The 15,498-nt window shown below is 60.3% G+C and carries 12 protein-coding genes; 3 read left to right on the top strand and 9 right to left on the bottom strand.

Translation table 11 applies throughout. The features are described 5' to 3' along the window. Nucleotides 1-77: 77 nt before the first annotated feature. The 3 genes from lipB to AC781_RS04295 all read right to left on the bottom strand — a co-directional run bounded on the left by lipB (nucleotide 78) and on the right by AC781_RS04295 (nucleotide 4,128). A complete protein-coding gene (gene lipB, locus AC781_RS04305; protein ID WP_067774046.1) occupies nucleotides 78-701 on the bottom strand; it encodes a lipoyl(octanoyl) transferase LipB in 624 nt (207 codons plus the stop codon). Then, on the bottom strand, nucleotides 698-1,987 hold the full coding sequence (locus AC781_RS04300; protein ID WP_141675745.1) for an N-acetylmuramoyl-L-alanine amidase family protein: 1,290 nt from the start codon (nucleotides 1,985-1,987) through the stop codon (nucleotides 698-700). Before AC781_RS04300 ends, lipB begins: the two co-directional genes overlap by 4 nt. A 137-nt stretch (nucleotides 1,988-2,124) precedes the next feature. Further along, nucleotides 2,125-4,128, bottom strand: a complete 2,004-nt coding sequence (locus AC781_RS04295; RefSeq protein WP_067774040.1) for a beta-N-acetylhexosaminidase — start codon at nucleotides 4,126-4,128, stop codon at nucleotides 2,125-2,127. A 557-nt stretch (nucleotides 4,129-4,685) separates the two neighbouring features. On the opposite strand from AC781_RS04295, the gene AC781_RS04285 reads away from it, so the two are divergent. Then, on the top strand, nucleotides 4,686-6,635 hold the full coding sequence (locus AC781_RS04285) for a S1C family serine protease (RefSeq protein ID WP_246777960.1): 1,950 nt from the start codon (nucleotides 4,686-4,688) through the stop codon (nucleotides 6,633-6,635). Between the two features lie 12 nt (nucleotides 6,636-6,647). Beyond that, a complete protein-coding gene (locus AC781_RS04280; protein WP_067774030.1) occupies nucleotides 6,648-8,222 on the top strand; it encodes a PDZ domain-containing protein in 1,575 nt (524 codons plus the stop codon). Between the two features lie 97 nt (nucleotides 8,223-8,319). On the opposite strand, the gene AC781_RS04275 is transcribed toward AC781_RS04280, so the two are convergent. Genes AC781_RS04275 through AC781_RS04255 form a run of 5 tightly spaced genes read right to left on the bottom strand, consistent with a single transcriptional unit; the run spans nucleotide 8,320 to nucleotide 13,343 of the window. Next, nucleotides 8,320-8,883 carry a GNAT family N-acetyltransferase gene (locus AC781_RS04275; RefSeq protein WP_067774027.1) on the bottom strand — a complete coding sequence of 188 codons (564 nt, stop codon included), beginning with the start codon at nucleotides 8,881-8,883 and terminating at the stop codon, nucleotides 8,320-8,322. Beyond that, nucleotides 8,880-9,950 (bottom strand): alkaline phosphatase, encoded by a 1,071-nt coding sequence (locus AC781_RS04270; protein WP_067774187.1) that lies wholly within the window; start codon nucleotides 9,948-9,950, stop codon nucleotides 8,880-8,882. The genes AC781_RS04275 and AC781_RS04270 overlap by 4 nt, the downstream gene beginning before the upstream one ends. A gap of 20 nt (nucleotides 9,951-9,970) precedes the next feature. Continuing rightward, complete coding sequence (locus tag AC781_RS04265) at nucleotides 9,971-10,477, bottom strand: flavin reductase family protein (RefSeq protein WP_067774024.1); 507 nt, start codon at nucleotides 10,475-10,477, stop codon at nucleotides 9,971-9,973. A 9-nt stretch (nucleotides 10,478-10,486) separates the two neighbouring features. After that, nucleotides 10,487-11,734 carry an MFS transporter gene (locus AC781_RS04260; RefSeq protein WP_067774020.1) on the bottom strand — a complete coding sequence of 416 codons (1,248 nt, stop codon included), beginning with the start codon at nucleotides 11,732-11,734 and terminating at the stop codon, nucleotides 10,487-10,489. 58 nt (nucleotides 11,735-11,792) lie between these two features. Next, nucleotides 11,793-13,343 carry a YifB family Mg chelatase-like AAA ATPase gene (locus AC781_RS04255; RefSeq protein WP_067774017.1) on the bottom strand — a complete coding sequence of 517 codons (1,551 nt, stop codon included), beginning with the start codon at nucleotides 13,341-13,343 and terminating at the stop codon, nucleotides 11,793-11,795. A 164-nt stretch (nucleotides 13,344-13,507) separates the two neighbouring features. On the opposite strand from AC781_RS04255, the gene AC781_RS04250 reads away from it, so the two are divergent. After that, complete coding sequence (locus AC781_RS04250) at nucleotides 13,508-14,479, top strand: lipid A deacylase LpxR family protein (protein ID WP_067774014.1); 972 nt, start codon at nucleotides 13,508-13,510, stop codon at nucleotides 14,477-14,479. Between the two features lie 53 nt (nucleotides 14,480-14,532). Here AC781_RS04250 and AC781_RS04245 read toward each other — a convergent pair whose 3' ends face one another. Further along, nucleotides 14,533-15,498 carry a glycosyltransferase family 25 protein gene (locus AC781_RS04245; protein WP_067774011.1) on the bottom strand — a complete coding sequence of 322 codons (966 nt, stop codon included), beginning with the start codon at nucleotides 15,496-15,498 and terminating at the stop codon, nucleotides 14,533-14,535.

Raw genomic sequence — 15,498 nt, 5'->3', positions numbered from 1 at the left:
TTTTTTCATGGTGAGAAAAGCTGAAGGCTTTGAGTGCTTGTGTTTTGGAGCGAGGGTATGACTCCACGGCTTTCCGGTTATCGGGATTCCATAGCCTTTTGGAGGCAGGTGGCGAAGGTGTCGCCGTATTGGCGGAGGGTGCAGGAGGCTCCTTCATGATGGAGGCAGGTCATGCGGACTCCTTCGATGCCGCAGGGGGTGATGGCCTGAAAGGGGGGGAGGCTGCGGGGTTCGATGTTGATGGCGATGCCGTGCATGGCGATCCATTTTTTGATGCCTACGCCGATGGATGCCAGTTTGCGCGGGCCGATCCATATTCCGGTGAGTCCTTCGCGGCGTGCGGCCTGTACGCCGTGTTCTTCGCAGGCGGCGATGAGGGCGTTTTCGAGGAGGGTGATGTAGCGGTGGATGTCCCTGCCGAGGCGGTTGAGGTCGACGATGGGGTAGGCGACGAGCTGGCCGGGGCCGTGGTAGGTGGCCTGGCCGCCACGGTTGATTTCAAAGACGGGGTGGGGCAGGCGGCCGGGTTCGTGCAGGCTGCTGTGGTCGCGGATGCGGCCGATGGTGTAGACGGGGCTGTGTTCGAGCAGCAGGAGTTCGTCGGGGGTGCCGGGACGGTTGATGCGGGTGTCAACCAGTTGTTGCTGCAGGTCGAGGGTGGCGGCGTAGTCGCTGAGGCCCTCCAGCCATCGAGTTTTCATGGGCGGGTACGGGAGGCGGATGTGCCGCCGCGGATGGTCTGGCCGCGCGTGGATGTGCCGATGCGGCGGGAGGAGGTGCTGCCGCTGCGTGTTCCGCTTGCGGACTGGGCCGGTACGGAGCCGGGTTTGGCTCCCATGGCGGCTTTATAGTTTTTGATGCCTACGCAGATGCATTCGGCCAGTTTTTGCTGGTATTCGTCGGTGTTGAGGAGGCGGGCTTCTTCGGGGTTGCTCATGAAGCCGCCTTCGAAGAGGATGGCCGGGTGTTTCGGCGAGCAGAGGACGGAGAATCTGGCCCGTTTGATGCCGCGGTCTTCGGCTCCGGTGCGGAGGATGGCTGCGCTGTGTACGGCGGTGGCGAGGGCGATGTTGGTGCTGTCCTGCGAGTTGCCGGCGAGGTCCTGGTAGCGTAGGGTTCGGGCGTAGGGGGATGTGGTGCCTTTGGGGGCGAGGGTGAAGGTTTCGATGCCTTTGCTGGAGCCCCGGCTGGAGTTGTGGTGGATGCTGACGAAGATGGCGTTTTCGTATTTGTTGGCGATGTTGACGCGTTCCTGCAGGGTGAGGAAGATGTCCGCCTCGCGGGTCATGACGACTTTGAAGCCTGCACGGGTGAGGAGGGCTTTGAGTTTTTTGGCGACTTTGAGGTTGAGGTCGGCTTCGTGCGCGGCGCTGTTGGTGGCTCCGGCATCGTGGCCGCCGTGGCCGGGGTCGATGATGACGGTTTGGACGTTTTCGGCGTTTTTGATGTATTGGGGCCGCAGGACGGGGTCGATGACTTTGACGATGTCGAGTTTGGAGATGAGGTATTCGCCCTGTGCGTTGCGTTTGACGGGGTGGGAGAGTTCGAAGTGGACGTTGTTGATGTAGAAGGTCTGGCTGTCGGCCTTCATTTTGAGGAAGCGGTTGCCTTTGCCGGAGAGGGCGCTGCCGATGGTGTAGTAGCCGCGGTCTCCCTGGAGGTTTTTGAATTTGTAGAAGGCGCGGAGGCGTTCGACCTTGATGTAGGATACGCCGTCGATCGATGTTTCCGGCCAATCCGATGCGGCGATGGCCGGAGTCGGCATCGCAGTCCAGAGTATGGAGGCAAGCAGGATGAGAAGGATGGTACGGTATTTGGGCATGTGTATCCTCCGGGCGATTTTAGCACGTTGAAGGATTCGCTCAAGAGAAAAGTATCCGGCAGACGTGATTGCGCGGTTTCCGGGCGGGCATGAGGAGGGGAGGCGCCCGAAGGGAATGGAGGACTGGTGCAGGAAGTCGAATGTGGCTGCGTGTGAGCGGTTCATGCTGTTCCGGCCGTTTTCCGCCGGGACGGAAAACGCGGCGGATGCATGGGGTGAAGCGCCCGCATGTCCGCCGCGTTTTGTATGTGCCGAGAGTGTATCGGAGCGGCCGGAGGGGGGGCGCTCCGGCCGCAACGGGTTCAGGGAGCCGTTACATAGATGATGCCCGTGCTGTCGTTGCCTCCTTTGCCGGATATTTTCGCTTTCAGCGTGTAGGCGGCTCCGGGTTTCGGGGTGGGGACGTCGAGTTTGTACTGGATGTCTTTCTGGTCTCCGCCGCTGTGGCCTGGGTGGGTGTCGCGGGAGATTTCCCTGCCGTTTTCGAGGAGGGCGACCCATTCGATGCCGGCGGCATGGAGGCCTTTTTCATAGAGGAAGGTGAGCTGGTATTTTCCAGCATTTTTGACGAAGGGGGTGAGGTCCAGAGTCAGTTCTTGTCCCGCGCCGAGCGTTTGCGGTGTCCATGTGCCGGCTTTGGGGGTGTTGAAGAATTCGCCGTGGGTCAGTTTGCCGACGATGTCTTTGGCATACCGGATGCCTTCCTGATCCATGATGTGGGCATAGTTTTTGAGCCGTTTCTGGAAGTCGGCGTAGTCTTTCCGGTTTTTGTCCGTCCAGCCGACTTCGGCAAAGGCGATGAGGCGGGGGAAGAGCTGGTAGTGCAGGCGGTCGGTGTCCGCCACCCATTCCGTCCACATCTGGCAGCCGAGCCCCTTGACTTTGGATTCGTATTCTTTTTCCAGTCCGGCAAAGACGGGTTCGAAGTCGTAGGCTTTCTGGAGGCTGATGCTTCCGTAGCCGTAGTCCAGATAGGTGTTGCTGTGGGTGGAGTTGATGACGTCGTGTCCGCCGCGGATGGCCTGTTTCGCCAGTTCGGCGGAGCCTTTCCAGAAGTGGATGATGGCGTTTTTATCCAGTTTGGCGGCAGCGGTGCCGCCGCCGTCTCCGTTGATGTCGTGGCCGAGGATTTCATTCCAGCCCATCATGCGGCGGCCTTTCCGGGCGACGATCTGCGACATTCGGTTCGAGAAGGCGAGCTGTACGTCCGCAAAGGTTTTCATGTTGTTTTTCTTCATGTATTCCTCGATGATGGGTTCGCCTTTCCATTGGTCGTTGTAGCGGACTTCGTCGCCGCCGATGTGGAGGACTTTGCTCGGGAAGAGGTCGGCTACTTCATCAAGGACGTCGGAGAGGAACTGGTAGGTTTTTTCCGATGCCGGGTTGAAGGCGTAGTTGGCTACGAAGGTGGTGCATACTTTGTCCGGGATTTTGATGCCCAGTTCCGGATAGCAGTAGATGGCGGCGGCGGCATGGCCCGGCATTTCAATTTCGGGGACGATGGTGATGTTGCGGTCCGCCGCGTATTTGACGATTTCCCGGATCTGGTCCTGTGTGTAGAAGCCCTGGTGCGGGAAGCCGTCCGATTTTCCGCTCCTCCATGTGTCGGTTTCGGTGTCTTCTCGTTTGGAGCCGATTTCGGTGAGTTTCGGGTATTTTTTGATTTCGATGCGCCAGCCTGCGTCGTCGGTGAGATGCCAGTGCAGGATGTTCATTTTCAGCAGGGCCATCTGGTCGATGAGCTGTTTGACTGTTTCCATGCCCCAGAAGTGGCGTACTTCGTCCAGGTGCATGGCGCGCCAGGAGAAGCGGGGGTAGTCGGTGATGGTGAAGGGTTTTTCCGCGAGGGTCCAGACGATGCCGTTTTTGTTGCCGTTTGCCACGAAGAATTCGATGGGGAGCATTTGAGCAAGGCTTTGCCCGGCATAGAAGATGCCTTTCGGGCCGGGGGCGGCGATTTCGATGATGCCGTTTTTGGCGGTGATTTTGTAGGCTTCTTCGCCTTTGTCCGCCAGAGATTTGTCTTCGCGGATGATGATGGCGTTTTTGTTCTGCCTGTAGTTGGAGAGGTGGAGCCGGGTGCCTTTGTTCAGGTAGGAGCGGAGTTTTTCCGTTTCTTTGACGAATTCGGGGTTGGAAGAGTCGCAGTAGAGGGCCGTGTAACGGTCCAGAACGAAGGGAGCGCCTTCTTCTACGGTCAGCTGGGCCGGACGAGGGATGATGTTTTGCTGGGAGAGGGCCGTTCCCGTGATGCCCATGGCGAGGAGGCCGATGCAGGCATGAAGATAGAGTGATGTTTTGTTCATGAGAAGAGGTGTGCGGTCAAGGGATCAAACGGCAATAATACTGATTGTTGATTGGCAATCTTTCAGTAAAAGATGTGTGCCGTGCAGTAGGCGAGGTGATGGGGTGTGCGCATTTGCATGTGCATGGATGGACGGTATGTTGCCTTTGCCGGGATGTATGACAAAACGGCTTCAAGTTCTTTTTGTTTTTTAATATTTTAGTTTTCAGTGAGATGCGTTTTTTTGTTTTTTGCGGATGAAGGTGTTCAATATATCCATGCGATTATTTTGAACATTATTGCACTGGGGAGTGTCGTATCTTCATCAGTCGATTCCGCCCTTGAGAAGGAGAGAGCTTGGGGGCAATCAGGTTCGACTGAGTTTCATAAAGGTAGTAAGTTGGAAGCCCCGCCGAAGAGATTCGGCGGGGCTTTTACCGTTTGTCTGCCGGAGCGGCAGCCGTTTTGAGGCGGGGAGGGATGTATGGGGCCGTTTTTTGGATAGAGCCGGGGCTGTGGCGGATTCGATGCTTGACAGGGGCGGTGTTTCAATGGAATGATGATTGCATCATGTATCGTTTGGCTCTTTTTGTTTGTTGCACGACGGCCGGTCTGGCTTCCGCCGAGAGCGCCGTTTCCGGATCCGGTGCGGATAAGGCGCCCGAGTCCGGTCAGGCCGCTGCTCCCGTGGTGATTCTGCCTGCGCGCCCTGTTGTTGCCCATCCGGCCCAGGTAGCGGTGCCTGTTCGTTCTGCGGTGCCTGCCACTCCGGTTGTTTCTGTGGCTCCGGCTCCGACGACCGATGGGCAGGCCAAGCCTGTGGTGATTGTGGTTCCCGCGCCTCCGGCTGCCGCACCTGTGCCTTCTTCCGCTCCGGCTCCCGCTCCGATTGCCGCATCCCCGGCTGCTACGGGTGTGGCTCCTGTTTTGCCCATGCCGCCTGCTCCTGTGAAGCCATCTCCCCTGGTGACGGAGTCCGTGCCTGCTGCGACGGCTCCCGTGGTGATTCCTGCCGTTCCGGTGCAGCCTGCGGAGCATAAGGCTGCCAGCGCGGCCGATTTGTATAAGGGCGTGGTGAAGGTGGAGGTGTCGAAGCGTTCGGTGGATTACCGGACGCCGTGGCGTTCGGGCCAGTTCGGCTCGGGTACGGGTACGGCGTTTCTGGTGGGCAAGGGGCTTTTCATGACGAATGCCCATGTGGTGAGCAATGCGGACCGTATTTATCTGTCCCAGTACGGCGATTCCCGCAAGATTCCCGCCGAGGTGAAGTTCGTGGCCCACGATGCCGATTTGGCGCTGGTGGAGGTGGCCGATCCGAAGCCTTTCGAGGGTATGACGGTGATGGAGTTCAGCAAGGATTTGCCGAAGCTTGAGGATGAGGTGCGCGTGATCGGTTATCCGATGGGCGGCAATCGTCTTTCGGTGACGCGCGGTATCGTGTCGCGTATTGATTTTACGGCCTATGCCCATCCGAGGAGCGCGCAGCATTTGACTCTGCAGGTGGATGCCGCGATCAATCCCGGCAATAGCGGAGGTCCGGTGTTCAAGGGAGATCAGGTGATCGGCGTGGCATTCCAGGGGCTGAATAATGCGAATAGTACGGGGTATGTGATTCCGACTCCGGTGATCGCTCGTTTCCTGAAGGATGTGCAGGACGGCCATTACGACGGTTATGTGGATTTGGGCGCGGAGCTGGAGCCTATCGGCAATCCGGCGCAGCGCAAGGTGCTGGGGCTTCCGGACGATGAGAAGGGGGTGCTGGTGAGCGATTTGATCAAGGGCGGGCCGTCGGACGGCGTGCTGGAGATCGGCGATGTGATTCTGAAGGTGGACGGCCACGATGTGGATAGTTCGGGTATGGTGCTGCTGGGCGGCGAGCGTATTCTGATGAATGAGCTGGTCGAGCGCAGGTTCGCCGGGGATCGTGTGAAGATGCAGGTGAAGCGCGGCGGCAAGCTGATGGATCTGGCGGTGACGCTGAAGACGATGCCGACGGGTGCGATGGTGATGCAGGAGTACGATAAGCTGCCCCGCTACGTGACGTACGGTGGTCTGGTGTTCCAGCCTCTGCAGTTCAATGTGGTGGAGGCGAATAAGATTTCCGAGAAGCAGGTGATTCTGCCGGTGGTCGATTTCCAGCAGGAAGGCGGCTGGATGAAGAAGGACGATGTGGTGCTAATGACGAATGTGCTGGAGGATGAGGTGAATTCCAAGATTTCCGGTTATGGCACGTCGGTGCTGACGAAGGTGAACGGTGTGGAGGTGAAGGGGCTGAAGCATTTGAATGAGCTGCTTTATCCGAAGGATGGCAAGCTGCCCGAGTTCATGGTGTTCGAGTTCGCCGATGCGGTGCGCCCCGTGGTGTTCCAGACGTCGATGATGGATAAGGCGAATGCGCGCATTTCGAAGAATTACGCGATTCCTGCTCCGGCCCGCCTCGATAGTTCGTGGAGTACGCCGGATGCTCCTCCCGCCGCGAAGGTTGCGCCGGTGCGCAAGGCGGCTCCCGTTTCTGCTCCCAAACTCTAATTTCCTTTCGTTATGTACAAGTTTTCTTTGTTGTCCCTTGTGACCGTTTCTTTTCTGGTGGCCTGCAAGCCGACTCCCCGGACTGCCGGGCGCGGCGATGCCCAAAAGCAGGAGGCCGCAGCTGCCGTGGAGGAGCCCAAGGCTCCGGCCGAGGCTCCCAAGCCGATGCCTTCGCCGCTGGATTCTCTGCTGAGCGTTTCAGTGACGCAGCAGTCGTATAATCAGGTGATGCCCTGGAATAAGTCCGATGCTTCGACTTCGTCGTCCTGCGGGGTTTATCTGGGCGATGGCAAGGTGCTGACAGTGGCGGGTTCTCTGAAGGATGCGACGCTGATCGAGCTGGTGCTTCCCGATACGTCGCGTTCGGTGACGGCGAAGGTGGAGAAGGTGGATTATGATGCGAATTTGGCTTTGCTGACGCTGATGAACGAGTCCGATAAGGATTTCTGGGATTCCCGCGTGGCTCTGCCGCTGGGCAAGCCGCTTTCCCTGAATGAGCCAGTGGATGTGTGGAGTTATACGCGCAGCGGTCTTGCGCTGGTGAATTCGGGCCGTGCGGAGAGCGCTGCCGCTTCGGGCGCAGGGCTGCCGCAGGTGAATATCAAGATGGCACAGAATCTTTCCGACGCCAAGGGCGGTATGCCCGTGGTGGTGGATCGCCGCCTGGCGGGTATTGCGACGGGCTATACGGCCGGTTCGCAGTTGCTGACAGCTTTGGATGAGGAGGTGATTTCCCGTTTCCTCGCTCAGCCGGCGAAGGGTTATCCGGGTATTGCGGTGCATGGCATTCAGTCCGTGAATTTGATCGATCCCGTGTTCCGCCGTTATCTGAAGCTGGACGAGAAGGGCGGCGGCGTGTATGTGTCGAAGGTGCAGAAGGGTTCCGCCGCCGAGCAGGCCGGGATCAAGGAGGGCGATGTGATCGAGAGTGTGGACGGTCTTGCCGTGGATGCACGCGGTTTGGTGAATCATCCGAGGCTGGGTCCGCTGAGCTGGAGCGCGGTGTTCCGCGGCCGAGGCAATGTGGGCGAGTCGATGAAGATGGGGCTGCGCCGTGATGGGCATCCGGTGGCGGTGGATGTGCCGCTGAATCGCGATGCGATCGATAAGGATCTTTTGCCGGATGAGGAGTCGGGTACGGCTCCGGAGTATATCATTCATGGCGGTCTGGTGTTTCAGGAGTGTACGCGGCCCTATTTGAGCGCGCTGCAGAGGGCGGGCGGCAATATGATGCCGATTCCCTTCCTGAAGATCGATCAGGAGAAGGAGCGCTATATGAAGGAAGGCCGCCGCAGGCTGGTGGTGCTTTCGCTGGTGATTCCGACTCCTGCGACGCTGGGGTACGATCGTTACAGGTTCTGCGTGGTGGATGCGATCAACGGTAAGCCGGTGAAGGATTTGCACGATGCGGCCAAATTGCTGGACGAGAAGACTCCGGACGGTATTACGACGTTGTCGATCAATAAGGCTCCCTATAAGGTGTATATTTCTCAGGAGGCGGTGAAGTCGGCCAATGCGGCGGTGAAGCGCGGCGCGATTCCGGTGCTGCGCCGTTTGAATGAGGAGGCGCCCGTCGCTGCCAAGTAAGGTTGGGGTGAGCCGTTTTTTTCGCCGCAGGGCCGTGAGGCTCTGTGGCGTTTGTTTGGTCGCGGCAGGCGGGGCCGCCGGGGTTGTCCGTCTGCCGTTACAGGCGGGCGGCGGGAGGCAGTTGGGCGTAGGGGATGAAGACGGGCGGCGGTACGGTGTGCGGCGCGATGTGTTTTTCCATCCAGACGACGTCAAGCCAGCGGCCGAGTTTGTAGCCGCAGCGGGTGAAGTATGCGTTTTGCGCGTATCCCATGCGCTGGTGGAAGGCGATGCTGGCGGGGTTGGGGTAGGTGATGCAGGCGTTGAGGTTGGTGACTCCCTGCGCGCGGAGGAGCTGTTCGAGGGCGTCATGCAGTTGTCTGCCGATGCCTTGCGCCCGGTGTTCCGAGGAGAGGTAGATGGTGGTTTCGACGCTCCAGTCGTAGGCGGCTTTGTGGCGGAAGGGTGAGGCGTAGGCGTATCCGGCGGCCCGGCCTTCGACGAAGGCGATGAGGTAGGGGTGGCGTGCGAGGGTGTTCCTCATGCGGCCGATCCATTCGTCGAGGGAGGGGATTTCGGTGTCAAAGGTGATGTCCGTGTCCGTGACGTAGGGGGTGTAGATGGCGAGGGTGTGTGCCGCATCCTCAACGGTGGCGGTGCGGATGGAGATGGTGTTGTTCATCGGCTGGCGGCTGCTGCCTGTTTGATTTTGGCCGGGATGGCGGTGTTTTCGTACGTGCCCGTGAAGTTTGTGCTGCCGGGGCCGAAGGCATAGACGGGGACGGCGATGCCGCTGTGGTTGCCGGTGGCGAAGGTAGCCGTGACGGTGCGCGATGCGGGGTCGCCGTCGAGGATGCTGAGGCCGCCGCATTCATGGTCGGCGGTGATGATGACGAGGGTGTCGCCGTTTTGGGCGGCTTCTGCGAGGATGGCTCCGGCGGTGCGGTCGAAGTCGAGCATTTCCGCGATTGTTTCCGGGAGGTTGTTGGCGTGGGAAGCGAGGTCGATTTTGGCTCCTTCGATCATGAGGAAGTACCCGTTGGGGTTCTGCCGGAGGCGGCTGACGGCTTCGAGGGATGTTTGCCGGAGGATGTCGCCGCGTTCCGCAGGGGTGCCGTAGTGGCCGGGTGTGGCGAGTTTGATGGTGCGGCCCTGTTTGGAGATTTGTTCAAGGAGGTTGCGGCCGTCTTTGCGCTGGGTGAAGTGTTTGGCTCCTCCGCCGAAGATGACGTCGATGTTGCCGGTGGCGAGGTCGAGGGCGATGGCGTCTTCATCGGCGCGGTTGGGGTTGTGCGCGTAGAAGGCGGCGGGGGTGGCGTCGGTGACGGTTTTCGTGGTGACGATGCCGGTGCCCATGCCCCGTTGTTTGGCCCAGTCGGCGAGGGAGTCGAGTTTGTTGCCTTGGGGGTCGAGGCCGAGCTGTTTGTTGATGGCTTTGGTTCCGGAGGCCAGGGCGGTGCCGCCTGCTGCCGAGTCGGTGATGGTGTGGCTGGCGGAGGCGGTGCGCGAGAGGCCGACGACGGGGCATTGCATGATGTTGAGTGTGCCTCCGTTGGCGAGCCATGCGGCCTGGACGTGCTGGAGGCTCATGCCGTCCCCGATCATGAGGATGATGTTTTTCGGGGCTGCGGTTGCAGGCGCGGTGTTTTCAATCCGGACGACGGGATGCGGCGCGGGGTTGTTGTATGTTTGCGGTTCGCCGCCGAGGACTATTCCTGCGGCGAGGAGGATGCCAATGAGTGTTTTCATGATGGCGGGTGGCCTGGCGGTCAGTTTCTGGCCCATACGCCGGTGATTTCGACGATGTAGAGCCGGTGCATGGGGTCGTCTTCGCCGTACCATGTGTCGATCGGCGCGCTGTCGAGGAAGTTTTCCGGGCGGATCATGTCGCTGTAGAGTTTGCGGCATTCGATGACGAGGTCGGCATCGGCGATGGCGATGTTGCCGTTTTCGGTGATCCACGGGGAGAGTCCGGCTTCTTTCATTTTGTCGATGTCGCGGCCGGATTGCGTGCCGCAGATTTTGAGGGCCTGCCGATAGGTTTCTCCCATGAATGAGAGGGTGAGTTTTTCCTGCTGTTCGATGTATTGGTAGGTGTGGCGGTTCGGGCGGATGAAGATGTAGGCGACGGGTTTGTTCCACAGGAAGCCGATGCCGCCCCAGTTGGCGGTCATGGTGTTGTAGGCGTCCGGCGTGCCCGCGGTGACGAGCATCCATTGGGCGCCGATGAGGGAGATGGCGTTCTGGGTGATTTCTGTGGCTTTGATTTTTTTCATGGCGGTGGCTTACTGGTTTTTGGTTTTGATGATGACGACGGTGACGAGGGCGCTGAGGAGCGCCATGACGATGAATTGTTCATGGACTCCGATGAGTTGAGCCATGAGGAGCTGGAAGCCTACGGCGATGAGGCCGAAGAGGCAGTCGATGAGGTTTCCGGCGGCGATGACGTCGCCGCGCTGGCTGTCTTCGGCACTGTCCTGCAGGCGGGCGTTGAGGGGGACGAGGAAGCCGGAGGCGGTGAAGCCCGTGAGGAAGAGGAGAGCGTAGAAGAGGGGGGTGTCGTAGGTGGTGAGGGCGAGGCCCGCACAGCCGAGGGTCATGCCGATGCCGCCGACGGTGGCGACCCACATTTTGATGCGGCCGTTGCAGATGACGGAGGCGAGGATGCCGCCAAGGACGGAGCCGCCGCTGAGCCATGCCATGAGGACGGCGCCCGTGCCGCTGAAGTCTTTCGCATTGGTGCTTGCCTGCTGGGCCATCTGGATGGTCATGAGGAGGACGGTGCCGCCGATGAACCAGAAGTAGCCGACGCCGAGTTCGCTGTAGCGGAGGGTTTTGTGTTTCCACAGGATACCGAGCTGGCCGAAGTGGGAGTAGAGGAGTTTTTTGCTGAAGGAGGCGACCTGATGCGGTTTGTATTTCGGCAGGGTGAGGGTCATGAGGGCGACGGGGATGGTGCAGAGGAAGAAGACGAAGGTGGGGAAGGCGGCGGCGTGCCAGCCGTCTCCGGTTTCGTCGAGGATGCTGCGGAACCAGACGAAGACGCCGATTTGGCCGATGAGCAGGGCGAGGAGGGAGGTGATTTCAAGGATGCCGCTGGCGAAGCCTATTTTTTGCGTGCCGACGATGTCTTTGACGAGGCCTTTTTTGGAGGGGCTGAAGAAGGTGGCCTGGATGGTGAAGACGGAGAACCAGCAGAGGGCGAGGGTGAGGTGTTCGAGGTAGAGGCTGAGGGCCATGCCGCCGAGGACGAGGATCTGGAGGGCGGCCATGCTGCGGATGACGAGGGTTTTGCAGTAGCGGTCGGAGACCCAGCCCGCGAGTGGGGAGAAGAGGATGAAGGGTATGAGGATGAGTGCACTGAGGATGTACTGGAGGTCGCCGCCGCCGATGCCTTTTTCCGCCATCCAGACGCCGAGCGGGATGAGGATGAATTGGACTCCTTTTTCATTGAAGGAGTTCTGGGATTGGACGAGGACGAGTTTCCAGAAGGGGGCCCAGTTGACTTTGTCGGGCTGTTCGCTCGGTTGCATGGCGGGGATTGTAGGCTTTTGCGGCGGCGTTGTGAAGCGCGAAGTGCGTGCGGCGGGTCTATTGGCGGAGCTGGGTTTCGTAGCTGCGGTACTGGACGGCTTCGTAGATGTGTTCCTGCGCGATGCTGTCGCTGCCTGCGAGGTCGGCGATGGTGCGGGCTACTTTGAGGATGCGGTCGAAGGCGCGGGCGGAGAGGGCGAGCTGGCTGACGGCATCGAGGAGGGTTTGGCGGGAGGGTGCATCGAGGCGGCAGTTGGTCTGGAGGGTTTTGCCGTGGAGTTCGGCATTGCAGGAGATGCCGGTTCCCCGGTAGCGGTGTTCCTGCCGTTCGCGGGCGGCGATGACGCGGGCGCGGATGGCGGCGGAGGGTTCTCCTGCGGGTTTGTCGATGAGGGCGGCGGGGTCGACGGGCGGTACTTCAAGGAGGAGGTCGAAGCGGTCGAGGAGGGGGCCGGAGATTTTGTTGCGGTAGCGGACGATGGCGGCATGCGGGCATTTGCAGGCGTGGCGCGGATCGCCCTGGTAGCCGCAGGGGCAGGGGTTCATGGCGGCGACAAGCATGAAGCGGCAGGGATAGTCCATGGTGCCGGAGGCACGGGAGATGGTGACGGTGCCTGCTTCGAGTGGTTGCCGGAGGGTTTCGAGCGTTTGGCGGCGGTATTCGGGGAGTTCGTCGAGGAAGAGGACGCCGTGGTGGGCGAGGGAGATTTCCCCGGGGCTGATGTTGGCTCCGCCGCCCATGAGCCCGGCATCGGAGATGGTGTGGTGCGGGGAGCGGAAGGGGCGCTGGGTGAGGAGTCCGGCGTGGCGGGGGAGGAGGCCGCAGACGGAGTGGATTTTGCTGGCTTCGAGGGCTTCGCGTTCGGAGAGAGGAGGCAGGATGGTGGGCAGGCGGCGGGCGAGCATGGTTTTGCCGGAGCCGGGGCTGCCGCTCATGAGGATGTTGTGGCCTCCGGCGGCGGCGATTTCGAGGGCGCGGCGGGCGTAGGGCTGGCCTTTGATTTCGTCGAAGTCGATGGAGTGTTCGGCAGGTGGCCGGGTGTCGAGCCTGCGGTAGGGTGCGATGGTTTCGCGGTGCATGAGGTGGTTCCATGCATCGCGGAGGCTGCGGACGGGGTAGATGCCGATGCCCTGGACGACGGAGGCTTCTTCGGCATTGTCCCACGGCACCATGAGGTTTTTCCGGCCTTGTTCGCGGGCGGCGATGGCCTGAGGCAGGATGCCGCGGACGGCGCGTACGGTGCCGTCGAGGGCGAGTTCGCCGATGATGCTCCATGTTTCGAGGTCGCCGGGGTCGGGCATCGGTGCATGCGTGCCGGAGTTGCCCATGGCGGCGAGGACGGTGCCGAGGGCGATGGGGAGGTCGAAGCCGGGCCCCTGTTTGCGGAGGTCGGCAGGCGCGAGGTTGACGGTGGTGGCTCCGGGGGCTTCCGGGAGGCCGCTGTTGGCAATGGCGGAGCCGACGCGCTGGAGGCTTTCCTTGACGGCGATGTCGGGCAGGCCGACGATGTATTGCCGGATGGTGTCGCCACCCCGGTTGTCGACCTCGACTTCGATTTCGATGCCTTCGACTCCGTAAACGGTAGCTGAGTAGAGCCGTGATATCATGCGGTGAATGATAGCGGATTCGGTGTGGCAAGGAAAGTTCCGTTTTGGGGTTGTCCCGTTTTTCGGGCAGGAGGCGGTGTGGGATGACGTATTTCCGTCTTGTACGGGATGGGTTCCGGTAGCATTCTTGTGCAATGCGCATTCAATTGTTTGTTGGGACGTGCATGGCTGCGCTCGCTGCTGCAGCCCATGCGGGCGACCAGTTTCCATCCGTTGCGAAGCCCATGTCGGACGCCGTGACGGGAGGAGCCGCAACAGGGATCGATAAGTCTTCTTTCCGCATTATGCTGGAGAACGATGTGTTTTTCGGCCACGATAAGGATTATACGAATGGGACGCGCCTCGATTACGTGGGCGATATTTCGGAGAACCGCAAGTACGGGATCAGCCTGACGCAGCTGATTTTCACTCCCCAGCAGCATGCGAATTATCCGCTGGTCGGCCAGCATCCCTACGCGGGGTATCTGGCGGCAGGCGTGGGCTATATTATAACGGGCGAGGAGAATTCGACGACGTTCGAGTTCCAGCTCGGGACGACGGGCAAGCCTTCGATCGCCCGCGAGTGCCAATGGCTGATTCACAAGGTGGGTACGATGGATTCATGGGACGGCTGGGGCTACCAGCTTCCGAGCGAGGTGACGATGCAGTTGTCCGTGAGGCAGGATCGGAGGCTTCGCAGTCTTGAGAGCCGGAGTTCGACCGGGTTCCAGACGGACGGTTTGATGTACGGCCGCGCCGAAGCGGGTACGGTGTCGGTTCGCGCCGGTATCGGTTTTATTTTCCGGTTCGGCTACAATTTGCCGCCGAGCATGAACGATTATACGATCAACGGTGCGAATTACGGTGTGAGTCCGTTCCTTGACCGTACTTATGATCGTGAGGCGAACAGTTACTACGGCATTGTCGGTTTCTACGGGCAGTATGTGGTTCACGATCTGTTTATTGACGGTACGGTGTTCCACCATGTGGATACGCATGTGAGCAAGATTCCGTGGCAGGGCGAGGTGTATGCCGGTGTGGGTGTGCGCCACAAGGATGTGGATTATTTCTTCGGTGCGATTTATAAGTCGAACCAGTACCGCACGCAACGCGGCTATACGCTGCTGGGCAATGTGCAGGTGAAGTGGAATTTTTGACGGGTTCTCCCGTTTGTTTCTTTCTGCCGCCGGGTTCCGTATCCGGCGGTTTTTTATTTTCCGCGCTGGCGGAGGACTTGCCATGCGGCCTTGATGGCTCCCCAGTAGCCTGCGTTTTCGATGGAGACGGAGAATTTTCGGTATCCGGCCATGTGGTAGTAGGCTCCGAGGGCATAGTGGGCGGCGATTTTAAGCTGCCGTTTGAGGAGGTATTTGGGGGTGTGAAGCATGCGGACGAATTGTTCTTCGCCGATGTATTGGACGGGATGCGGGGTGCCTCCGAGGCCGCCCTGGTTGTGGGTGATGTCGATGTGTTCGATGTCGGAGTAGCTTTGTCCCTGGATGACGAGGTTCGGGTAGCAGCCGAGGATGGTGGCGGCGGTGCGGTTGCCGTATTCGTTGGCGATCCAGGAGTCGAGGCTGTTGTGCCATGCGAGCCATGCCCAGATGCCGTTTTCGTCCGGCAGGCGGTTGACGTAGTCTTCGGCTGAGCGGTCGTTGACGAGGTAGGCGTGGGTGCAGAGGGGGCCGACGATGCGGGCGATGTTGACGGTGTCCTGCGATGTTTTTTCGCGATCGATGAGGACGGCGCGGTCGCTGTACGGGGTGCAGCCGAGGTAGAAGAGGTCCCAGCGGGGGGTGTTCAGGATGGTGCGGGCGAGGAGGTAGCCGATGGTTCCGTCGAGGTTGTCGAGGAGTTCGGCGTCGTCTTCAAGGATGAGGGTGTTGTTCCAGCCGTTTTGCCCGACGAGTGCGAGGACTTTGCGGTGCGAGAGGACGCATCCGGCCCGGCCGGCCCAGAAGAGGGCTTCTTCTTCGGTGATTCCGTGGAAGAGGCGGTGTTCCCGGTAGCCGGGCAGTTTTTTGCCCCATACGGCGCTGATGCGGTGTATTTTTTGTTCGGGGACGATGGTTTTCAGGCGCGAGCCGATGGTTTCCCATCGGTCGGTGCGGTGGTCGAGGTTGATGATGCAGACGGCATCGATCAGGTTCCAGAAGCTGGCGGGTGCGGCATCCAT

Origin of the sequence: Neoakkermansia glycaniphila, from assembly GCF_001683795.1 — a bacterium.
GTDB classification, from domain to species: Bacteria; Verrucomicrobiota; Verrucomicrobiia; order Verrucomicrobiales; family Akkermansiaceae; genus Akkermansia; species Akkermansia glycaniphila.
This window is presented reverse-complemented; position numbering and strand designations above follow the sequence as displayed.